Source organism: Pseudomonas sp. S5F11 (assembly GCF_019641515.1).
Lineage (GTDB): Bacteria > Pseudomonadota > Gammaproteobacteria > Pseudomonadales > Pseudomonadaceae > Aquipseudomonas > Aquipseudomonas rhodesiae.
Genome location: NZ_JAIFJZ010000001.1, coordinates 393,041 through 414,359 on the forward strand (window position 1 = coordinate 393,041; position 21,319 = coordinate 414,359).

General features: G+C 61.8%; 17 protein-coding genes. 4 read left to right on the plus strand and 13 right to left on the minus strand.

Annotated features, from left to right (window positions below):
- The first annotated feature begins 5 nt into the window (after positions 1–5).
- On the plus strand, positions 6–1,214 hold the full coding sequence (locus tag K1567_RS01835; RefSeq protein WP_034098326.1) for an amino acid deaminase: 1,209 nt from the start codon (positions 6–8) through the stop codon (positions 1,212–1,214).
- Between the two features lie 84 nt (positions 1,215–1,298).
- Complete coding sequence (locus K1567_RS01840) at positions 1,299–2,207, plus strand: sugar kinase (RefSeq protein ID WP_220698041.1); 909 nt, start codon at positions 1,299–1,301, stop codon at positions 2,205–2,207.
- 108 nt (positions 2,208–2,315) lie between these two features.
- Here K1567_RS01840 and K1567_RS01845 read toward each other — a convergent pair whose 3' ends face one another.
- The 12 genes from K1567_RS01845 to K1567_RS01900 form a co-directional block, all read right to left on the minus strand.
- A complete protein-coding gene (locus K1567_RS01845; RefSeq protein WP_034098324.1) occupies positions 2,316–2,591 on the minus strand; it encodes a peptidylprolyl isomerase in 276 nt (91 codons plus the stop codon).
- Between the two features lie 31 nt (positions 2,592–2,622).
- Positions 2,623–5,172 (minus strand): PAS domain-containing sensor histidine kinase, encoded by a 2,550-nt coding sequence (locus K1567_RS01850; protein WP_040268558.1) that lies wholly within the window; start codon positions 5,170–5,172, stop codon positions 2,623–2,625.
- Positions 5,173–5,314: 142 nt separating this feature from the next.
- Positions 5,315–7,267 carry an acetoacetate--CoA ligase gene (locus K1567_RS01855; protein ID WP_169903120.1) on the minus strand — a complete coding sequence of 651 codons (1,953 nt, stop codon included), beginning with the start codon at positions 7,265–7,267 and terminating at the stop codon, positions 5,315–5,317.
- Between the two features lie 60 nt (positions 7,268–7,327).
- On the minus strand, positions 7,328–8,101 hold the full coding sequence (locus tag K1567_RS01860; RefSeq protein WP_034113961.1) for a 3-hydroxybutyrate dehydrogenase: 774 nt from the start codon (positions 8,099–8,101) through the stop codon (positions 7,328–7,330).
- 7 nt (positions 8,102–8,108) lie between these two features.
- A complete protein-coding gene (locus K1567_RS01865) occupies positions 8,109–9,500 on the minus strand; it encodes a GntP family permease (RefSeq protein ID WP_034098319.1) in 1,392 nt (463 codons plus the stop codon).
- Between the two features lie 284 nt (positions 9,501–9,784).
- On the minus strand, positions 9,785–11,185 hold the full coding sequence (locus K1567_RS01870) for a sigma-54-dependent Fis family transcriptional regulator (protein WP_184336688.1): 1,401 nt from the start codon (positions 11,183–11,185) through the stop codon (positions 9,785–9,787).
- A 43-nt stretch (positions 11,186–11,228) separates the two neighbouring features.
- Positions 11,229–12,800 carry an ABC transporter ATP-binding protein gene (locus tag K1567_RS01875; protein WP_184336687.1) on the minus strand — a complete coding sequence of 524 codons (1,572 nt, stop codon included), beginning with the start codon at positions 12,798–12,800 and terminating at the stop codon, positions 11,229–11,231.
- A 10-nt stretch (positions 12,801–12,810) separates the two neighbouring features.
- Positions 12,811–13,833 (minus strand): ABC transporter permease, encoded by a 1,023-nt coding sequence (locus K1567_RS01880; protein WP_034098316.1) that lies wholly within the window; start codon positions 13,831–13,833, stop codon positions 12,811–12,813.
- Positions 13,833–14,894, minus strand: coding sequence for a microcin C ABC transporter permease YejB (locus K1567_RS01885; protein WP_034113955.1), 1,062 nt, complete (start codon positions 14,892–14,894; stop codon positions 13,833–13,835). The genes K1567_RS01880 and K1567_RS01885 overlap by 1 nt, the downstream gene beginning before the upstream one ends.
- Complete coding sequence (locus K1567_RS01890; protein ID WP_034098313.1) at positions 14,894–16,756, minus strand: extracellular solute-binding protein; 1,863 nt, start codon at positions 16,754–16,756, stop codon at positions 14,894–14,896. The genes K1567_RS01885 and K1567_RS01890 overlap by 1 nt, the downstream gene beginning before the upstream one ends.
- Positions 16,757–16,885: 129 nt before the next feature.
- On the minus strand, positions 16,886–17,167 hold the full coding sequence (locus tag K1567_RS01895) for a peptidylprolyl isomerase (RefSeq protein WP_010210937.1): 282 nt from the start codon (positions 17,165–17,167) through the stop codon (positions 16,886–16,888).
- A gap of 129 nt (positions 17,168–17,296) precedes the next feature.
- Complete coding sequence (locus K1567_RS01900) at positions 17,297–17,788, minus strand: DUF1543 domain-containing protein (RefSeq protein ID WP_034113949.1); 492 nt, start codon at positions 17,786–17,788, stop codon at positions 17,297–17,299.
- 106 nt (positions 17,789–17,894) lie between these two features.
- Between K1567_RS01900 and K1567_RS01905 the strand changes: the two genes are divergently transcribed.
- Positions 17,895–18,716: an aldo/keto reductase gene (locus K1567_RS01905; RefSeq protein WP_220698042.1), complete on the plus strand. Its 822-nt coding sequence runs from the start codon at positions 17,895–17,897 to the stop codon at positions 18,714–18,716.
- Between the two features lie 49 nt (positions 18,717–18,765).
- Here the strand turns inward: K1567_RS01905 and K1567_RS01910 are convergent, their stop codons facing one another.
- Positions 18,766–19,281 (minus strand): Hcp family type VI secretion system effector, encoded by a 516-nt coding sequence (locus tag K1567_RS01910; RefSeq protein ID WP_017527976.1) that lies wholly within the window; start codon positions 19,279–19,281, stop codon positions 18,766–18,768.
- Between the two features lie 480 nt (positions 19,282–19,761).
- On the opposite strand from K1567_RS01910, the gene tssA reads away from it, so the two are divergent.
- Positions 19,762–21,309 carry a type VI secretion system protein TssA gene (gene tssA / locus K1567_RS01915; protein ID WP_213547283.1) on the plus strand — a complete coding sequence of 516 codons (1,548 nt, stop codon included), beginning with the start codon at positions 19,762–19,764 and terminating at the stop codon, positions 21,307–21,309.
- The last annotated feature ends 10 nt before the right edge of the window (positions 21,310–21,319 follow it).

The window sequence follows — 21,319 nt, forward strand, 5'->3', positions numbered from 1 at the left end:
TCCTTATGCCTGCCCTCAATGCCGTCGAAAAAGGCGCTGCCGCCATCGGCGCCCACTTGGTCCGCGACGTCAGCCTGCCGGCCCTGGTGCTGCACCGTGACGCCCTGGAACACAACATTCGCTGGATGCAGACGTTTGTCAGCAACAGCGGCGCCGAGCTGGCGCCCCATGGCAAGACCAGCATGATGCCGGCGCTGTTCAAACGGCAGATCGAGCAGGGCGCATGGGGCATTACCCTGGCCAGCGCAGTGCAGACCCGTGCTGCTTATGCCGGTGGCGTGCGCCGCGTATTGATGGCCAACCAGTTGGTGGGCGCGCCGAATATGGCGCTGATCGCTGACCTGTTGGCCGATCAGGATTTCGATTTTCATTGCATGGTCGATCACCCGGATAACGTCGCCGACCTCGGGTTGTTTTTCGCTGCCCGCGGCCTGCGCCTGAACGTGATGATCGAATACGGTGTGGTCGGCGGCCGTTGCGGGTGCCGCAGCGAGCAGGAAGTGCGCGACCTGGCCCGGGCGATCAAGGCCCAGCCGGCCCTGGCGCTGACGGGCATCGAAGGTTACGAAGGGGTCATCCACGGCGAGCACGCCATCCGCGGTATCCGCGATTTCGCCGCGAGCCTGGTGCGCCTGGCGATGGAGCTGCAAGACAGCGGCGCGTTCGATCTGGCCAAGCCCATCGTCACCGCCTCGGGGTCGGCCTGGTACGACCTGATTGCCGAGTCGTTCGAAGCGCAGAACGCCGCCGGACGTTTTCTCAGCGTATTGCGCCCCGGCAGCTACGTGGCCCACGACCACGGCATCTACAAAGACGCGCAATGCTGCGTGCTCGACCGTCGCAGCGATCTCAACGAGGGCCTGCGCCCAGCCCTGGAAGTCTGGGCCCACGTGCAATCCCTGCCGGAGCCGGGGTTTGCGGTGATCGCCCTGGGCAAGCGTGACGTGGCCTACGATGCCGGCCTGCCGGTGCCGCTCAAGCGCTACAAGGCCGGTGTCCTGCCGGCTGAAGGCGATGACGTGAGCGCCTGCGTCGTCACCGCCGTGATGGATCAGCACGCCTTTATGACCGTGGCGCCGGGCGTGGAGCTGCGCATCGGCGACATCATTTCCTTCGGCACCTCGCACCCGTGCCTGACCTTCGACAAATGGCACGTCGGCTGCCTGGTGGATGAGCAATTGCAAGTGATCGAATCCCTGCACACCTGCTTCTAACCCGCGCAGCCCCCACCATATGCGTTCCAATGTGGGAGGGGGCTTGCCCCCGATGGGGCCCTCAGCCACACCAGAGACTCAGGCATGAACACAACCCCTCGCATCGCCCTGATCGGCGAATGCATGATCGAACTGCAACACCGCGCCGACGGCAGCCTGCACCAGAGCTTCGGCGGCGACACCCTGAACACCGCGGTGTACCTGCGCCGTGAGCTGGGCGCTGGTGGCGGCGTCGACTACGTCACCGCCCTGGGCGATGACAGCTTCAGCGATGCGATGTGCCAGCAATGGGCCGACGAAGGTCTCGGCCTGGGCCTGGTGCAACGCTTGCCGGGGCGTTTGCCGGGTTTGTATTGCATCCAGACCGACGCCCGAGGCGAGCGCAAATTTCTGTATTGGCGCAACGAAGCCGCCGTGCGTGACTGCTTCACTACGCCCGCCGCCGAGCCCGTTCTGGCGGCGCTGCCGGGCTACGACGTGGTGTATTTCAGCGGCATCACCCTGGCTGTGCTCGGTGAGATCGGCCGCGGGCGCCTGCTGCAAGCCCTGATCGAAACCCGCCGCCGTGGTGGCCGGGTGGTGTTCGACAACAACTATCGCCCGCGCCTGTGGCCCAGCGTGGAAGCGGCCCGCGCGGCGTATCACGCGGTGCTGGCCGAAGTGGATATCGCCTTGCTCACCGAAGATGACGAGCGCGCATTGTTTGGTTATGAGGACGCCGAGCAGGTGTTCGCGGCCTATCCAGCCATCGCCGAGGTGGTGCTCAAGCGTGGCGCAGATGCGTGCCTGATCCGCTGCAACGGCGGGCGGTTTTCTGTACCGGCGTTAAAGGTCGGTAAGGTGGTGGATACCACGGCGGCGGGGGACTCGTTCAGCGCGGCATATCTGGCCAGCCGGCTCCAGGGTGGTTCACCCGAGGCGGCGGCATTGGCTGGACATCGTCTGGCCAGTCGGGTGATTCAGGTGCCGGGGGCATTGATTCCCCAGGGGTGAATGGGCGCCTTCGGCGGATCGGGGGCAAGCCCCCTCCCACAGTCGATTGCATTGCTCCAGATATATGCGGGAGAGGGCTTGCCCCCGATGGGACCCTAAAGGCATCCCTCAATCGCGATAAAACACCTGCACCAAGTGATACCCGAACTTGCTCTTGATCGGCCCATGCACCACCCGCAGCGGCTTCTTGAAAATCACTGCGTCGATCGCCCCCACCATCTGCCCCGGCCGGATCTCACCCAAATCACCGCCACGTTTGCCCGACGGGCAGGTGGAGTACTTCTTGGCCAGCACATCAAAGGCTTCGCCCTTGGCAATGCGCTGCTTGAGTTGTTCGGCTTCTTCGCTGGTTTTCACCAGGATATGACGGGCTTGGGCTTTCATTGATCTCTACCAGGTGTGCGACGGCGCGCGATTATGCCTGAAGTCCTTCGTCGACGCCGATCATGCCGCGGATTTTGGTGGCCAGCAGGTCGATGGAAAACGGCTTGGCCACCATGTCCATGCCATCCTCCAGAAACCCTTGGCGCTCGGCAGCCGTTTCGGCGTAGCCGGTCATAAACAGCACCTTGAGGCCCGGACGGTGCTGGCGGGCGATTTCCGCCAGTTGCCGGCCGTTCATGCCCGGCAGGCCGACGTCGGTCACCAGCAGGTCCACACGCAGGTCCGATTCCAGCAACGGCAGGGCGGTCCGGGCGTCCGCCGCCTGGTGCGCGGTGTAGCCCAATTCGTCCAGCAGGTTCACCACCAGCATGCGCACCGCCAGGTCATCCTCGACCACCACCACCGCTTCGCCCGCCAAAGCCACCGGCGCTTCACCGAGGCTGGCCGGCAGGCTGCTTTCCAGTGACGTGCCGTGCAGGCGCGGCAGGTACAGGCGCACACAGGTGCCCTGGCCCGGCGCGCTCTGGATGGTCACATGGCCGCCGGACTGTTGGGCAAAGCCGTAGATCATCGACAGCCCCAGGCCGGTGCCCTGGCCGATGGGTTTGGTGGTGAAGAACGGGTCGAACGCCTTGGCGAGTATTTTCGGCGCCATGCCGGTGCCGTTGTCGCACACCCCGAGCATCACGTAATCGCCGGCCTTGACCGGTTCGAGGGTGGTGATGTCGGTGCCGTCCAGGTAGCTGTTGGCGGTTTCGATCAGTAGCTCGCCGCCATCGGGCATGGCATCGCGGGCATTGATCACCAGGTTGAGCAGGGCGTTTTCCAACTGGCTGGCGTCGGTGTTGACCGGCCAGATGTCCTGGCCCAGCTTCACTTTGAGGGTGATATGCGCGCCCTTGGTACGGCGAAACAGGTCTTCCAGGGATGCCACCAATTGGTTCGGGTCCAACGGGCGGCGGTCCAGCGACTGGCGGCGCGAGAACGCCAGCAGCCGGTGGGTGAGGGCGGCGGCGCGATGGGCGGAGGCCACGGCGGCGTCGGTAAAACGGCCGATTTCATCGCTGCGCCCGGCGGCGATATAGCGCTGCATCAGGTCGAGACTGCCGATAATGCCGGTGAGCATATTGTTGAAGTCGTGGGCGATGCCACCGGTGAGCTGGCCCACCGCTTCCATTTTTTGCGCATGGCGCAGGGCGTCTTCGGCACGTTCACGTTCGTACATTTCGTTTTGCAGGCGCTGGTTGGCCTCGGCCAGGGCCTGGGTGCGCTGGGCCACCCGTTCTTCGAGGTTTTCGTTGAGGTGGCGCAAGGCCTCCTCGGTGAGTTTGCGTTCGGTCTCGTCGATCACAAAGATGTAGAAACCATTGACCGAACCGTCGTTGCTGAAGCGTGGCAGGTACTTCATCAGTGCGTGCCGCGGCCGCCCATCGCGGTGCGGCGTGACGGTGAGGAAGCTACAAGCCTTGCCCTTAAGCGCGGCGGCGATTTTGTCCGCGCGCCCGGCGTACACCTCCTCGCCGAGCACTTCGCGGATGGTTTTTCCGTACAGTTCCTCGGGCGTCTTGCCGTACCACTCCAGATACGCGCTGTTGTTCAGGCGAAAGCGCTCGTCGTGGTCCACATAACCGATCAGCACCGGCATGGCGTTGATGATCAGCTGCAATTCGGTCTGGCTCTGGCGCAGGGCCTGTTCGGTGTGCTTGCGTTCGGTCAGGTCCAGCGCCGCGCCAAGGAAGCGCGCCGGACGGCCCTGTTGATCCTTGTAGCAGCGGCCGCGGGCGAACACCCAGCGCACCTCGCCATCGGGCTGCAACAGGCGGTATTCCTCGGCGTATTCGGTACCGTTGGTGATGCAATACTTGATACTGCGCGTCACCGTGCCACGGTCTTCGGGGTGTACGCCTTGCAGGTAATCGCTGATGGGCAACAGGCCGGCGTCCGCCGGATCGACACCGTGCAGGTAGGCGAAGTGGGCGTCGGCGATGAAATGGTCTTCGCCGATGTCCCAATCCCAGGTGCCCACCGCGTCGGTGGCGGCCAGGGCCAGTTGCAGGCGCTCCTCGCTGTTGTGCTGGGCCTTGAGGCTGGCCTCGGAGCGCTGTTGCAGCTCCAGGGCTTTGCTGCGCCGCTCGTTGGTTTCGATGGCGGTGACCAGAATGCCAGCGACCTCGCCGCTTTCGTCGCGGATGGGGCTGTAGGTGAGGTCCAGCCAGATCTCGGTATCGCGCTGGTTGCGCTGCAGCACAAAGCGCTGCTCGCTGAAGGTGCGCACTTGCCCCTCCAGCACGGCGTTGTAGATCGGTGCGGTAAAGCTCTCCAGTTCCGGCCAAGCCTGGTGTGCCGGCTGGCCCATGGCGCCGGGGTGCTTGTTGCCAGCCAGTCGGGCGAAGCCATCGTTATACAGCTGAATAAGTTGGTGGCCCCACAACAGGAGCATCGGCATCGGAGAGTTGATCACGATGTCGACCGCTGTGCGCAGGCTTTGCGGCCAGTCATTGGCCTCACCGAGCGGGCTGTGTGCCCAGTCCAGCCGCGCGATCAATGCAGCGGCTTCGCTACCGGTGGATGTTCCATTCATGAAAAAGCCCTGAGCGTAACGCCTTGAAAGATGAAAACACCCATTATCCCGTGAGTCGGCCCTGGGTGACTACCCGGGAAAAATAGCACGCATTGGCGTTTTGTCTTGCAAATCAGCTGCTCCGGGCTGAAACCTTTCATCTTCACGCCAGTTCGGGACGGTCGCGAAAAGCCTCCAGTGCTTGGGGGTTGGCCAGGGCATCGGTGTTCTTCACCGGTTCGCCGTGCACCACATTGCGCACCGCCAGTTCGACGATCTTGCCGCTGATGGTGCGCGGAATGTCATGGACGGCGAGGATCTTCGCCGGCACATGGCGTGGCGTGGTGTTGGCGCGGATCACCTGGCGGATCTGCTGTTGCAACGCGTCATCCAGCTCGACGCCATCGTCCAGACGCACAAACAGCACCACCCGCACATCGTCCTGCCAGCGTTGGCCGATGGCCAGGCTCTCCAGCACCTGGGGCACCTTCTCCACTTGGCGATAGATCTCGGCGGTGCCGATGCGCACGCCGCCGGGGTTGAGCACCGCGTCCGAGCGCCCATGGATCAGCAGGCTGCCATTGGCGCGCTCCTCGGCGTAGTCGCCCTGGGCCCACACGCCGGGAAACTGAGCGAAATACGACGCGCGCAGCTTCTGCCCGTCGTGGTCGTTCCATAGGCCGATGGGCATGGCCGGGAAGTGACGGGTACACACCAGTTCCCCTTTTTCGCCGATCAACGGCTGGCCCTTCTCGTCCCACACTTCGATGGCCATCGCCAGGCTCTTGCATTGCATTTCGCCACGGCGCACCGGCAGCACCGGGTTGCCGATCACAAAACAGGAGACGATATCGGTGCCGCCGGACATCGACGACAGGCACAGCTCGGCCTTGATCTCGCGGTAGACGTAGTCGTAGCTCTGGGGCGACAACGGCGAGCCGGTGGAGATCAAGCCCTTGAGGCTGCTCAGGTCATGGCTCAGACGCGGTTGCAGCCCGGCCTTTTCCAGGGTGGCGAGGAACTTGGGGCTGGTGCCGAACACGCTGATACGTTCGGCATCGATCAGGTCGATCAAGCGCTCGGGCCCCGGATGAAACGGCGAGCCGTCATACAGCACCGCCGTGGCGCCCAGGGCCAGCACCGAGACCAGCCAGTTCCACATCATCCAGCCGCAGGTGGTGTAGTAGAACAGGCAATCGTCGCGGGACAGGTCGGCATGCAGGCCATGTTCCTTCAGATGGGTGAGCAACACACCACCGGTGCCATGGATGATGCACTTTGGCACCCCGGTGGTGCCGCTGGAATACAGGATGTACAGCGGATGATCGAACGGCACCGCGACAAACGCCGGTTCGCCGCCGGGTTGGTAGGCGTCCTGCCACAGGGTGACGCGGGCCTGGGTGCGATAGTCCTCGACCCGTGCCTCGGGCCGTGCGTAGGGCACTACGATCAGTTGTTCCAGGGACGGCAGGCGTTCGAGGATTTCATTGAGCTTGGCGCTTTGGTCGATGATTTTGCCGGCATACCGATAACCGGCGCAGGTGATCAGCACCTTGGGTTCGATCTGGCCGAAGCGGTCGATCACGCCTTGGGTGCCGAAATCCGGCGAGGAGCACGACCAGATCGCCCCAAGGCTGGTGGTGGCGAGCATACCCACCAGGGTCTGCCAGGTGTTGGGCATGCACGCCGCGACCCGGTCACCCAGACCAACGCCCGCCGCTCGCAGGCTGTTTTGCAGGCCGGCGACATGAGCGGCGAGTTCGGCGTAGGTCAGTTGTTCGCGCTGGCCGTCTTCGCCGATGGCGATCACGGCCGGGTGATGGTCGCGGCGACGCAGCAAATGCTCGGCAAAGTTCAGGGTCGCGCCGGGGAACCACTGAGCGCTGGGCATAGCATCCCCTTCGATCAGTACGGCGCTGGGCGGGCTGCGAAACTGCACATCGAAGAACGCCACGATGGCCTGCCAGAACTCGGCGCGCTGGTCGATGCTCCACTGGTGCAGGGCCGGATAGTCGCTAAGCTGCACGGCGTGGCGATCATTGATAAAGCGCCGGAACTGGTCCATGCGCGTCGTACGGATGCGTTCCGGGGAGGGTTGCCAGAGGATCTCGGACATCAGCAGGGTCTCTTGTTCTTATGCACGTCTTGCAAACGACAGCGTTTCGCTGTGTTTGATCTATTGGGCCAGCCAGCCACCATCGATATTCCAGGCCGCGCCACGCACCTGGGCGCCGGCCTCGCTGCATAAGAACAGCACCAGCTCGCCCAGTTGCGACGGGGTCACGAATTCCAGCGACGGTTGTTTCTCCGCCAGCAGATCGTGCTGCGCCTGCTGCGGGTCCACGCCTTGGGCGATGCGATCGTCGATCTGTTTCTGCACCAGCGGCGTCAGCACCCAGCCGGGGCAGATCGCGTTGCAGGTCACGTTGCTGGTGGCGGTCTCCAGGCCCACCACTTTGGTCAGGCCGATCACGCCATGCTTGGCCGCCACATAAGCTGCCTTGCCCACCGAACCGACCTGGCCATGCACCGAAGCGATATTGACGATACGCCCCCAACCCTTGGCCTTCATGCCCGGCAGACCCAAGCGCGTGCTGTGGAATACCGACGACAGGTTGATCGCGATGATGGCGTCCCAGCGCTCGGCCGGGAAGTCTTCCACCGCCGCCACATGCTGGATGCCGGCGTTGTTCACCAGTATGTCCACACCGCCGAACTCACGCTCGGCATAGGCAAACATGTCGGCGATCTGCGCCGGGTCGCTGACGTCCGCCGGATGGTGGCCGACCTGTCCGCCATAGGCTTGCACTTGGGCGATTACCGCACTGGCGTCGCCGAAGCCGTTGAGGATCAGGTTGGCGCCGGCCTTGGCCAGGCTCAGTGCAATGCCCAGGCCGATGCCGCTGGTGGAACCGGTGACCAGGGCGGTCTTGCCGTTCAATGTCGTCATGTTCACCTCACACAATGCCAGTGGCATAGAAAGTACCGATCACCACGAACACCGCAAGGGTCTTGATAATCGTGATGCCGAAAATGTCCTTGTAGGCTTCGCGGTGGGTCAGGCCGGTGACCGCCAGCAGGGTGATCACCGCGCCGTTGTGGGGCAGGGTGTCCATGCCGCCGCTGGCCATGGCCGCGACCCGGTGCAGCACTTCAAGGGGGATATTGGCCGCGTGGGCCGCCGCGATAAAACTCTCGGACATTGCCGCCAGGGCGATGCTCATGCCGCCCGAGGCGGAACCGGTGATACCGGCCAGCAACGTCACTGTGATCGCCTCGTTGACCAACGGGTTGGGGATGCCCTTAAGCCAGTCCGCCAGCACCAGAAAGCCCGGCAACGAAGCGATGACCGCACCGAAGCCGTATTCCGACGCGGTGTTCATCGCCGCCAGCAATGCACCGCTGACCGCGCTTTTGCTGCCTTCGGCGAGTTTGCTCTTGATCGCCGAGAAGCCGAACACCAGCACCACGATAATCCCCACCAGCAACGCCGCCTGCACCGCCCAGATTGCCGTGAGCTTGGCGATTTCGGTGGTCACCGGCGCGCTCATGCCCGGCAGGCTAAGGCTGTGGGTCTTGCCGTACCACTGCGGGATCCAGTGGGTGAACAGCAGGTTCATCACCCCCACCAGGATCAGCGGCGACAGCGCGATCCACGGGTTGGGCAATGTCAGGTTCTCGGCGGTTTCCGGCTCGTTGCGCAGTTCGGTGCCGTAGCCTTCACCGGCGCGCTGGGCCTTGTTGCGCTGGCGCGCCAGGTAAAGCATGCCGGCGCAGAATACGAAAATCGTGCCGATCAGCCCCAGCCACGGCGCCGCCCAGGCGGTGGTGTTGAAAAAGGTGCTGGGGATGATGTTCTGGATCTGCGGCGTGCCGGGCAGGGCGTCCATGGTGAACGAAAACGCACCCAGGGCGATGGTCGCCGGGATCAGGCGCTTGGGGATATTGCTCTGGCGGAACATCTCCGCCGCAAACGGGTATACCGCGAACACCACCACAAACAGCGAGACGCCGCCGTAGGTGAGCAGAGCGCAGACCAGCACGATCACCAGCATCGCCTGGCGCGTGCCGAGCAAACGGATCGCCGCGGCCACGATCGAACGGGAAAACCCCGACAGTTCGATCAGCTTGCCGAACACCGCACCGAGCAGGAACACCGGGAAATACAGTTTGATAAAGCCGACCATTTTTTCCATGAACACCCCGGTAAAGGCAGGGGCGACGGCGGAGGGGTCGGTCAGCAGCACCGCGCCTAGGGCGGCGATGGGGGCAAACAAGATAACGCTATAGCCACGGTAGGCAGCCAGCATCAGCAGCGCGAGGGCTGCCAGGGCAATGATCACACTCATGGTGTGTCTCCAGATAGGATTGTTATTTTTGTGGTGACGCGGTGGGGAAGGGCTATAGCGAGATGCGTGCCAATTACTTAACTTGTTGAAATATATGAATATTTTTCAAGTGGATTCTGCTTTTGTCTCAATCTAGAGACAATCCCGGGCCGAATGTGGGAGGGGGCTTGCCCCCGATAGCGGTGTATCAGTATCAGATGTGCTGACTGGCCCACTGTCATCGGGGGCAAGCCCCCTCCCACAGTGGTCGTCTATTTATTGAGAGTTAAGTCTCTGATTGGAGATCAGGTGATGCTTAGCGCGACCATTTTCTTGTACAACGTCGACCGCCCCAACCCCAACCGCTTAGCCGCCTCCACCACACTCCCATCACAGGCCTTGAGCGCCGCCACAATCACCTGCCGGTCAAACCGCTCCCGCGCCGCGTTGTAGCTTTCACCTTCCTCCGCCGCCACGGCAGTGCTACGTGCCACCGGGCTGAAGGTGCCAATGGCCGCACGGACTTCCTGGGCGTTCAATATCAAGTCATCACTTAACAGCGCCGCGCGCTCCAGTACGTTGCGCAACTCACGAATATTCCCCGGCCAGGCATGCTGGGCCAACAGTGCCAGGGCTTCGCGGTCCAGTTCGTGATGGCTGCGCAGTTCTTCGAGGATCGCCTCGCTGAGCGCCGGAATATCTTCCAAGCGTTCGCGCAGGGGCGGGACCTGGATCGGCAGCACATTCAGGCGGTAATACAGGTCCGCGCGAAACTCGCCACGTTTGATCGCCGCCTCAAGGTCCATCGACGTGGCCGCAATCACCCGTACGTCGCTGTGTAGCATCTCGTTGGAGCCGACCGGTTCGAACTCCTTTTCCTGCAACACCCTTAGCAGTTTGCTTTGCAGCGGCAGGGGCATGTCGCCGATTTCGTCGAGAAACAGCGTGCCGCCCTGGGCGATCTGGAACTTGCCGGGGCGGCCCTTGCGGTCGGCGCCGGTAAACGCGCCGGGCGCAGTGCCGAAGAACTCGGCTTCGAGCAAATCGTGGGGGATCGCCGCGCTGTTGATGCTCACAAATGCCTTGTGTGCCCGTGACGAGGCGCCATGAATGGCCTGGGCCAGCAACTCCTTGCCGGTGCCGGTTTCCCCCAGTAGCAACACCGGCGACTCAGTCTTGGCGCTGCGCCGCGCCCGGCGTTTGACTTCCAGGCTCGCGGCGCTGGTACCGATAAAGTGCGCGAAGGTGTACTTGCTCTGGCGTGAGCGCAGCAACGAGCGGGTGGAGGCCAGTTCCTGCTGCATGCTCATGTAGCGCTCGATCAATGGCGACAGGTTGCGCAGCTCATCGAACAGCGCGAAGCCGATGGCACCGATCACCGCCCCGGCATCGTTGTGAATCGGCAGGCGCATCACCACCAGCGGGCCTTTGGGGGTGTCCTGGATATCCAGCAGGATCGGCCGGTCGGTGCGCACCACCTGGCGCAAAAGGCTGTTGGAAATCACCCGCTCGCAGGGTTGGCCGATGGCCTCATCCGCGCTGTTCAGACCGAAGCGCTTGGCGTAGCGCTCGTTCATCCACACGATATTGGCGTCGCGGTCGACGATCACCGTGCCCTCGCTGGACTGCTCGATGATTTCGAACAGCGACTGGATGGCCAGGCCGCGTACCTGTTGGTAATCGGTGAGGTTATCGGTGAGGTTCATGCCCATGCCGCCAGCAAAAGGGTGAGTGAAGTTCCATAACGTCCTACAGCGGAATATGCGCCGCTGCCATCAGTTCCTTGGTGTAGGGGTGTTGCGGTGATTCGAATACATCGTGGCTGGCGCCGCGCTCCACCACCTTGCCCTCCCTGATCACGATCATGTCGTGGGCCATGGCCCGCACCACGGCCAGGTCATGGCTGATAAACAGATACGTCAGGCCGTATTTTTCCTGCAGTTCACGCAGCAGCGCCACCACTTGCTTTTGTACGGTGCGGTCAAGGGCGGAGGTGGGTTCGTCCAGTAGCATCAGCGCCGGCTTGAGCACCAGCGCGCGGGCGATGGCGATGCGCTGGCGCTGGCCGCCGGAAAACTCGTGGGGGTAGCGATGCCGGCTGGCGGGGTCCAGGCCCACATCCTTGAGCACCTGGATCACCTGCGCTTCGCGCTCGGCCAGGCTGCACGGGGCGTGCACCTCCAAGCCTTCGCTGATGATCTGCTGCACCGACATGCGCGGGCTGAGGCTGCCATAAGGGTCCTGGAACACCACCTGCATCTGCTTGCGCCATGGTCGCATCTGGTGATGGTTGAGGGTATCGAGCGCCTGGCCCTGGAAGCGGATGCTGCCGTGGGAGTCCAGCAGGCGCAGGATCGCCTGGCCGAGGGTGGATTTACCCGAGCCGGATTCACCAACGATGCCCAGGGTCTTGCCACGTTGCACGCTGAGGCTGATACCGTCCACGGCGCGCAGGTAGGTCTTGCGTTGAAATAGCCCACCACCGAGACGGAACTGCACGCTCAGGTCCTCCACTTGCAACACCGTCTCGCGTTCCTCGCTGCACAGTGCATCGCCCGCCGGTTCGGCATCCAGCAGCAGGCGGCTGTAAGGATGCTGCGGCGCGCTGAACAGAGCCTGGCATTCGGCCTGCTCGACGATCTCGCCGGCATGCATCACGCACACCCGCTGGGCGATGCTGCGCACCAGGTTGAGGTCATGGCTGATCAGCAGCAGCGACATGCCCAAGCGTTGTTGCAAGGATTTGAGCAGCAGCAGGATCTTGCGCTGCACGGTCACATCCAGCGCGGTGGTAGGTTCGTCCGCGATCAAGAGTTCCGGCTCGCACGCCAAGGCCATGGCGATCATCACCCGTTGGCGTTGGCCGCCGGACAATTGGTGGGGATAGGCCTTGAGGCGCTCCCTCGGTTTCTGGATGCCGACCATGTCGAGCAGTTCCAAGATACGCGCCTGCGCCGCTTTGCCGTCCAGGCCTTTGTGCAGCAACAGGGTTTCACCGATCTGCTTTTCGATGCTGTGCAGCGGGTTGAGGGAGGTCATCGGCTCCTGGAAGATCATGGCGATACGGTTGCCGCGCAGTTTCTGCAAGGTCGCCGCCGGGGCGCCCACCAGCTCTTTGCCGCGATACTTCACCGAGCCGGTGGTGGCAGTGCCGGCTTCGGGCAACAGTTGCAGGATCGAATGGGCGGTCACCGACTTACCCGAGCCCGACTCACCCACCAGTGCCAGGCATTCGCCGGGGCGCACATCCAGGCTCAAGTTGTGTACCACGGTCTGGCCGTTGAAGGCGACGCACAGGTCGCGGATCTCGATCAGGTTCATTTGCAATCACTCATGAGCGTGGGTCGAAGGCGTCACGCAACGCCTCGCCGATAAAGACCAGCAGCGACAGGATCAGCGCCAAGGTGAAAAACGCGGTCAGGCCCAGCCACGGCGCCTGCAGGTTCTGTTTGCCCTGGGCGATCAATTCACCGAGGGACGCACTGCCCGCCGGCATGCCGAAACCGAGGAAGTCCAGGGCGCTCAAAGTGGAAATTGCCCCGGTCAAAATGAACGGCAGGTAGCTCAAGGTCGCAGTCATGGCGTTGGGCAGGATGTGCCGGCCAATGATCTTGCCGTCCCCCAGGCCCAGGGCCCTTGCGGCCTTGACGTATTCCAGGTTGCGCCCGCGCAGGAACTCGGCGCGCACCACATCCACCAGCGCCAGCCAGGAAAACAGCGCCATGATCCCCAGCAGCCACCAGAAATTCGGCTCCACGAACCCCGACAGAATGATCAGCAGGTACAACACCGGCAAACCGGACCACACTTCAAGCACGCGCTGTCCGATCAAGTCCACCCAGCCGCCGTAGTAACCCTGCAACGCGCCAGCCGCGATGCCGATGGCCGCGCTGATCGCGGTGAGCGCCAGGGCAAACAGAATCGAGACCCGCGCGCCGAAGATCACCCGTGCCAGCACATCCCGCGACTGATCGTCGGTGCCCAGCCAGTTCACCGCCGAGGGCGGGCTGGGGGCAGGGCGGGTCAGTTCGTAGTTGGGGGTATCGTCGCTGAACGGGATCGGCGGGAACAACATCCAGCCGCCGTCCTGCTGGATCAGCTTTTGTACGTAATCGCTGCGGTAGTCGGCCTGGAACGGCAACTGCCCGCCGAACTGTTGCTCGGTGTAGCGCTTGAACACCGGGAAATACAGCTCGTTCTTGTAGCTCAGCACCCAGGGTTTGTCGTTGGCGATCAACTCGCCGCCCAGGGTCAGGATAAACAGGCCGATAAACAGCCACAGCGACCACCAGCCGCGACGGTTTTTCTTGAACCGCTCGAAACGTCGGCGGGCCACCGGAGACAGATTGAGCATCAGGCGTTCCTCGCGGCGAAGTCGATACGCGGATCCACCAGGGTGTAGCAGAGGTCGCCGATCAGTTTTATCAGCAGCCCGAACAAGGTGAAGATAAACAGCGAGCCGAACACCACCGGGTAGTCCCGAGAGACGGCGGCTTCGTAGCTCATGCGCCCCAGGCCGTCGAGGGAGAAGATCACTTCGATCAGCAGCGAGCCGGCAAAGAACACACTGATGAACGCCTGGGGAATCCCCGAGATCACCAGCAACATGGCGTTGCGAAATACATGACCGTACAGCACGCGGCGCTCGCTCAAGCCCTTGGCGCGCGCGGTGACCACGTACTGACGCGTGATTTCATTCAGGAATGAGTTTTTGGTCAGGATGGTCAAGGTGGCGAACCCGCCGATCACCAGAGAGGTCACCGGCAGCACCAGGTGCCAGAAATAATCGGCCACCTTGCCCACGGTGCTCAACTCTTCGAAATTCTCCGACACCAGGCCGCGCACCGGGAACCAGTTCAGGGAAGTGCCGCCGGCGAACACCACGATCAGGAACATCGCGAACAGGAACGCCGGCATGGCATAGCCGATCACAATGGCGGTGCTGCTCCATACATCAAAGCTGCTGCCATGGCGTACAGCCTTGCGAATGCCCAGGGGGATCGAAACCAGATAGGTGATCAGAGTGGCCCAGAGCCCGAGGGAAATGGTCACGGGCATTTTTTCAAGGATCAGGTCGATCACGGTTTTGCCACGGAAGAAGCTGTTACCGAAGTCCAGCTGGGCATAGCTTTTGAGCATCAGCCACAGACGCTCCGGCGCGGGCTTATCGAAGCCGTATTGCTTTTCGATGTCCTTGATCAGCTTCGGGTCCAGACCGCGACTGGCGCGGGAGCCGCTGCCCATGCCTTCGCCGGACGAGCCGCCGACACCACCGCCGCCAATCCCTTGCAGATGGGCAATGGCTTGTTCGACTGGGCCGCCGGGGGCGGCCTGCACAATCACGAAATTCACCAGCAGGATAATCACCAGGGTGGGGATGATCAGCAGCAGGCGCCGCACGATATAGGCAAACATCAGCGGGCCTCCCCGCGTTTTTTCAGCTCGGCTTTCATTTGTTCATTCGTCAGCGGTGTGGGGCTGATTTCCCACCAGGTTTCCAGGGCCTCGTCGTTCTTGGCCTCGATAGCAGGGCGGCCAAAGCGGTTCCACCACGCCGCTGACGTACCCGGCGGGTAGTAATTGGGGATCCACAGGTAGTTCCATTGCAGCACTCGGTCCAGGGCATGGGCGTAGGTCAGCATCTCGGCCTGGGTGTTGGCCTTGACCAGACCCTTGATCAGGCTGTCCACGGCCGGGTCTTTGAGCACCATGTAGTTGTTGGCCCCCGGATCGAACGCGGCGGCGGAACCGAAGTAGTTGTACAGCTCCATCCCCGGCGAAGTGGTGACCGGGAACCCGGTGACGATCATGTCGTAATCCCGGCTCATCAGGCGGTTTACATATTGGGAGGAATCGATGCGGCGGATATTGAGGGTGATGCCGATCTGCGCCAGGTTGCGTTTGTAGGGCAGCAGCAGGCGTTCCAGACCGGCCTGGGCGTTCAGAAAGGTGAACTCCAGCGGCTCGCCCTGGGCGTTCACCAGTTTGTCGCCATCGGGTTTCCAGCCGGCTTGCTCAAGCAGGGCCAGGGCCTGCAATTGTTTGTCGCGGATCATGCCGCTGCCATCGGTGACCGGCGCCTTGAACACTTGGGTGAATACCTCATCGGGTATTTGCCCGCGCAGCGGTTCCAGAATGGCCAGCTCTTCCTGGCTTGGCAGTTGGGTGGCGGCCAGTGGGCTGTTAGAGAAAAAGCTCTGCTGGCGGATGTACATGTTGCGCATCATCTGCCGGTTGGCCCACTCGAAGTCCCACAGCATCGCTAGGGCCTGGCGCACGCGGCGATCCTGGAACATCGGCTTTTGCACATTGAACACATAGCCTTGCGCCGGTTGCGGCATTTCCTTGGCCAAATGCGCGCGTTGCAGGCGGCCATCGTCGAGGGCAGGGCCGTTGTAGCCGATGGAATAGCCGGTGGCGGAAAACTCGCGGTTGAAGTCGTAGGCCCCACCGCGCAATACCTGGCGCGCCACTTCGGTGTCGCCGAAGTATTCCAGGCTCAGGTGATCGAAGTTGTAGAGGCCACGGCTGACGGGCAGGTCCTTGCCCCACCAGTCGGGGTCGCGGGTAAAGGTGATGGTGCTGCCCGAGTCGATCTTGCTGACTTTGTACGGGCCGCTGCCCAGTGGCGCCTCGTAGCCGCCGCCGTTGGCAAAGTCGCGGGTCTTCCACCAGTGCTCCGGAAATACCGGCAGGGTGGCGATGTCCAGGGGCAGGGTACGGTTCTCATTGCTGGAGAAGTCAAAGCGTACCTGGCGTTCGCCTTCCACTTCGACCTGTTTGACGTCGGCGAACAGCGTGCGAAAGCGCAGGCTGCCTTGGGTCATCAACAGATCGAAGCTGTAGCGTACGTCTTCGGCGGTGATCGGTTTACCATCGGCGAAGCGGGCCTTGGGGTTCAGGTAAAAGCGCAGCGACAGGCCATCCTCGGCGCGCTCCATCTTCTCGGCTACCAGCCCGTACACCGTGTAGGGTTCGTCCAGTGAGCGTTGGGCCAGCGGCGCGTAGAGCCAGCCATCAACCTGGGACACGCCGATGCCTTTATCGATATACGGCAACACATGATCGAAGCGCCCGATCTCAATGGCCGAACGCCGCAGGCTGCCGCCCTTGGGGGCTTTGGGGTTGGCATAGTCGAAATGGGTGAAACCGGCTGGGTACTTGGCCGGTTCGCCGTACACCGTGAGGTACGTTTGTGGCGCCGCGATCACGGCGGTACTCGCCATTACAAAGGCCAGGGCAGTACTGATAAGGGGTGTGAAAAAAGCCAATCGCATTGTCAGCCTTGAACGCCGGATAAAAAGAATAGGGATTTGTACGCTAACGGCGGCAGCGTCGCCAGTGATCAGATGCACAACGGCCCACCGAATGGCGGGCCGTTGTTTCACGCATCAGTGCAGGACAAATCAGTCCTGACGGCTGGTAACTTCCAGCAGGTGGTAGCCGAACTGAGTCTTGACCGGGCCTTGCACGGTGTTGACTGGAGCGCTGAATACCACGGTGTCGAATTCTTTAACCATCTGGCCTGGACCGAACGAACCCAGGTTGCCGCCATCGCGGCTGGAAGGGCAGCTGGAGTTGGCTTTGGCGATTTCTGCGAAGTCAGCGCCGCCTTCGATTTGGGCCTTGAGTTCGTTGCACTTGTCTTCGGTAGACACGAGGATGTGGCGGGCGGTGGCTTTGGCCATGAGAGTAACTCCTTGAATGAAAAGGGTGAGCGTACCGGATTCAGGCGGTTATTTCCCGGCAAAGTTCCCGGGGATTGCCTGAGCGGTACGGCGGCGGGCCATGCCTTTCGCAGGCAGGCTGATGTTTCACTATAGAACGATGTAATCGTTGCGCTTGACGATCGGAAGGTGCTCACCCTGGACCAGATGCACGTAGCGGCCATCCACCAGGTCGATGGGCAGGCAGTCATCTACGTCCAGCACAGCGTCGGTATGCGCCTGGGACCAGTGCCGGCGCATCTGTTGCTTGCCTTGGCTTTTAGCTTCGTGTTTGTTGCGGGCAACCACCAGCAGATAATGGTGGGCCTCGCCGAAACTCTCGGCTTCGTAACCGCCGAGGTTGATGAAATACAGGCGATGGGCGTCAGCGTGGGGTGCCAGGTGGCTGAGTTCGACTTTCCAACCGTCGACGCCGTCGACCGCCATCCACGAATCGATATGCACGCCCTTGGCGCTGCCGAACCACGCCTCGCGCAGTTGCGGGTAAGTGCCTTGCAGCGTATCGGCCGCGGCGAATACCACATCATGAACTTCGATCCTGGCGCGAGGGTGTTTGCCCCCGAGCATCACGACAAACAGCATTGCAGATCCTTCCTGGCGATTGGGCAGGGCCCAACCATACTTCGATTGAACCCTTTTGTCCGGTCAATGCCACACGGTTAACCCAAGAACTCATCAGGAGGTTGTCATGCGCAGTATCGATCTGGCGGGCGTTCCCGTTCCCGTCATCGGCCAGGGCACCTTGCGCATGGGCGAAGACCCGAACCATCGCCGCGCTGAAATCGCGGCATTGCAGTTGGGGATCGACGAGGGCATGACCCTGATCGATACCGCCGAAATGTATGGTGAGGGCGGCGCCGAAACGGTGGTCGGCGAGGCCATTCGCGGCCGGCGCGATCAAGTGTTTCTGGTGAGCAAGGTCTATCCGCATAATGCCAGCCAAAAGGGCATGCCCCGTGCCTGTGAAGCCAGTCTCCAACGGTTGGGCACTGACTACATCGATCTGTATCTGTTGCACTGGCGCGGCCAGTACCCCCTTGAAGAAACCGTAGAAGCGTTCGAACGCCTGCGCGAAGCCGGCAAGATTGGCCGTTGGGGCGTGTCCAACTTCGATGTGGCGGACCTGCAGGAACTGGCAGCCCCGGCGTGTGCCACGAATCAGGTGCTCTATAACATCGAGGAACGGGGCATCGAATTCGATTTGCTGCCTTGGTGGCAGCAACATCATCTGCCGCTCATGGCCTACTGTCCCATCGCCCAGGGCGGAGCACTGCTGTCGAGTCCGACGCTCAAGCAGATCGCCCTGCGTCACGAGGTAGCTCCCGCCCAGGTTGCGTTGGCTTGGGTACTGCGCCAGGACGGCGTGATCGCCATTCCCAAGGCGGTGACGCCCGAGCATGTGCGGCTCAATGCTGCCGCTGCCGCGCTGGTGCTCGATGAGCACGACCTCGACGCCATCGATCGTGTGTTCGGCGCGCCCAAACGCAAGCATCCGTTGGCGATGGTCTAGCTGACGACAGAAACGGCGCCGTCCATGGCCGCCGTTTCTGCGGTCCGGTTTAACCCGCTACCGGGCTGCGCCAGTCATCGGACCCCGACGTGCCGGACACCTCGTGGGTCCACACGATCTTGCGATAGGTGAAATACACGTCTTCCAGATGGGTGAAATGCGCATTGTCCGGGTCCTGGCAGTTGGGCATGCGTGATTGGATATCCACCAGGGTCGCGCCCTCCAGTTCAATGGTGAAGTAGTGCTCCTGGGTCCCGGCCGAAGAGGTACGGAACCATTCCAGTCGACACTTGACCTCTTCGCCGCTGGTCAACGCGCTGAACAGCAGCGGCGAAGATTTATCGAAGACCTTGCTGATCATCAGCGGTTTATGCACCCGCTGACCGGTCGGCTGGCCGGATTGCGGGTCCCTGGGAATGATGACCTGATGGGAGAAGGCTTGTACCAGGATCTGGTCTTCGTGGCCTTCCTGATAAATATTGCCTACCGAGTCCTGAGTGAACGTGCCTGCCGTAATCAAACCTTGTTTGACACCGGTGATAGAAAGATACGCGGGTGTTGGCATGACGGGTTTCCTTGCCTGGTTATAGAGGTAGTTCCAACCCGCAATGCTGCCGGTTGGTCAAATGCCTATAACAAAAAACGTGCCGGAAACTGTGATGGCCAATAGGGCCGCGCTCTGCGCCGAATCTTCGTCTGTGTTTATCTAAAAAACCGCCTTGAAATGCAGGTAAGTTGGAGAATGTATGCGCATAAGTGTGCAATTAATTGCTCGCTATTATCTTCCTTTAATTATCTAGGTTTCCACGGTCTGGCTGTACAGGATGTAAGTATTCAACTGCGCAAAAAACTGCGCAGGCCCCTAATTCAGAGGTTTGTAGGAAATGACTTAAGTGTTGGGTGGCTGCTTGCTCAATGGTCTTGGCATGACTAAGGTTTGCGAACTTCGTGGAAGTTAAGGCGAAGCCAGGATGGCAAGTTGATAGGTCGGTCTAGTTGTTATTGTCTTGTCTTGAATCTAATGCTTAGTTGCGTATGGTCCTAAATGGTCTATTCAGGAAAGTTTTGTGCTTATTATTTGGAGCTTGCGCAAACTCCCTGCTCGCAGTCGAATTTTGCGGGCGGCGATGTGCGGTTTTCAACTGAGTATGAAACCCTCGAATTCGAACTGGCCAAGGCCCAGTCCATACATGGTGCGTGCCAGCCGGACTGGCAGAAAGTCGTGGCAACCGCCGAGGTTCTGCTAAGGGAACAATCCAAGGATCTTCGCGTGGCTGTCTGGTTGACCTGGGCGCTGCATCAGCGTGAGTCCTTTCCTGGGCTGCTGGCCGGATTGAAATTATTGCGTCTTCTCTGTGAGGGCCATTGGTCGGAGGTGTATCCCCGAAAAACGCGCACCCGTGCCGCTGCGTTTCAGTGGTTGGTATCGCGCCTGGAGACATTGCTCGCGCGCCACTTGGCCCTCCAAGACCAACAGCCGCTTTTTCGTGCGGTCGTTGAGGAACTGGAGGGCCTGGATGAGCTGTTGAGCCGTCATCTGAAAGAGGACGCGCCTTTGCTATTGCCGATTTGCAGGCAATTGACCCAGCAGTTGGAGCGCGCCGCGCAGAGCCAAGCTCCGGCCACAGGATTGACCGGCGCGATAGCCCAGGTGAAGCAGGCCACGACACAACTGATCAAACCCGAGCCGGTGCTGGAGAGTGAGAAGGATGCGCACAAGTGGCTGCGAGCATTGCAGGAGCAGGCCCGTCCGCTATGCGCCTGGTGGTTGCGCCAGAACGCTACCGACCTGCGTGCCTTGCGCCTTAATCGCACGCTGATGTGGCTCTCCCTGCTCAGCTATCCGGACGCGGACAGTGAGCGCATCACCGCGCTGCGCGGCCCAGCACCGGACAAGCTCAAACGCCATCACGAACGCTTTGCCCAAGGCCATTACGCCGATCTGCTGCTGGAGCTTGAGGCCAGTCTGGCCGGCGCGATGTTCTGGTTCGACGGCTTACACATGGTCTGGCAATGCCTGGAAGCTCTGCAGGCCGAGCTGGCCATGACCGAACTGGAAGTGAATTTTGCCCTGCTGCTGCAGCGCCTGCCGAACCTGCCTGAGTTTCGTTTCCACGACGGTAGTCCATTTGCCGATGCGGGCACACGGGACTGGATCGCCACGCAGGTTGTACGTCACCTGCGGCCACCCGAGGCGCCGTGCGAGGCCGTCGAGGAGGCGCCTTGGGAAGTCGCCTTGCAGGCCCTGCAGCCCAGGCTGCGCAAAGACGGGCTCAAGGCCGTCGTGCATGAACTCAAGCGGGGGTTGCATGGGGCTCGCAGCGACCGCGAGCGTTTTCACTGGCGCCTGGCACAGGCCCGGCTGTGTGTGCAGGCGGGCAAACATGAGTTGGCGAAGATCCAGCTCGACCATCTGGACCTCGAGTTGCAACGAACGGGGCTGGAGCGCTGGGAGCCGGAACTCGCTGTCCACGTCACGCAGCTGTTGCACCGCTGCTGTGACCTGTTGCCACAGAGCCATGCCGTACGCGAGCGCAAGGAAGACACCCACCGCAGGCTGTGCCTCTTCGATCTCGAAGCGGTACTTGAATAGGCTTTCGAGC

Coding starts and splice junctions, on each gene's coding strand:
- K1567_RS01835 (WP_034098326.1), top strand. CDS start 6: ATGCCTGCCCTCAATGCCGTCGAAAAAGGCGCTGCCGCCATCGGCGCC.
- K1567_RS01840 (WP_220698041.1), top strand. CDS start 1,299: ATGAACACAACCCCTCGCATCGCCCTGATCGGCGAATGCATGATCGAA.
- K1567_RS01845 (WP_034098324.1), bottom strand. CDS start 2,591: ATGAAAGCCCAAGCCCGTCATATCCTGGTGAAAACCAGCGAAGAAGCC.
- K1567_RS01850 (WP_040268558.1), bottom strand. CDS start 5,172: ATGAATGGAACATCCACCGGTAGCGAAGCCGCTGCATTGATCGCGCGG.
- K1567_RS01855 (WP_169903120.1), bottom strand. CDS start 7,267: ATGTCCGAGATCCTCTGGCAACCCTCCCCGGAACGCATCCGTACGACG.
- K1567_RS01860 (WP_034113961.1), bottom strand. CDS start 8,101: ATGACGACATTGAACGGCAAGACCGCCCTGGTCACCGGTTCCACCAGC.
- K1567_RS01865 (WP_034098319.1), bottom strand. CDS start 9,500: ATGAGTGTGATCATTGCCCTGGCAGCCCTCGCGCTGCTGATGCTGGCT.
- K1567_RS01870 (WP_184336688.1), bottom strand. CDS start 11,185: ATGAACCTCACCGATAACCTCACCGATTACCAACAGGTACGCGGCCTG.
- K1567_RS01875 (WP_184336687.1), bottom strand. CDS start 12,800: ATGAACCTGATCGAGATCCGCGACCTGTGCGTCGCCTTCAACGGCCAG.
- K1567_RS01880 (WP_034098316.1), bottom strand. CDS start 13,833: ATGCTCAATCTGTCTCCGGTGGCCCGCCGACGTTTCGAGCGGTTCAAG.
- K1567_RS01885 (WP_034113955.1), bottom strand. CDS start 14,894: ATGTTTGCCTATATCGTGCGGCGCCTGCTGCTGATCATCCCCACCCTG.
- K1567_RS01890 (WP_034098313.1), bottom strand. CDS start 16,756: ATGCGATTGGCTTTTTTCACACCCCTTATCAGTACTGCCCTGGCCTTT.
- K1567_RS01895 (WP_010210937.1), bottom strand. CDS start 17,167: ATGGCCAAAGCCACCGCCCGCCACATCCTCGTGTCTACCGAAGACAAG.
- K1567_RS01900 (WP_034113949.1), bottom strand. CDS start 17,788: ATGCTGTTTGTCGTGATGCTCGGGGGCAAACACCCTCGCGCCAGGATC.
- K1567_RS01905 (WP_220698042.1), top strand. CDS start 17,895: ATGCGCAGTATCGATCTGGCGGGCGTTCCCGTTCCCGTCATCGGCCAG.
- K1567_RS01910 (WP_017527976.1), bottom strand. CDS start 19,281: ATGCCAACACCCGCGTATCTTTCTATCACCGGTGTCAAACAAGGTTTG.
- tssA (WP_213547283.1), top strand. CDS start 19,762: ATGGTCTATTCAGGAAAGTTTTGTGCTTATTATTTGGAGCTTGCGCAA.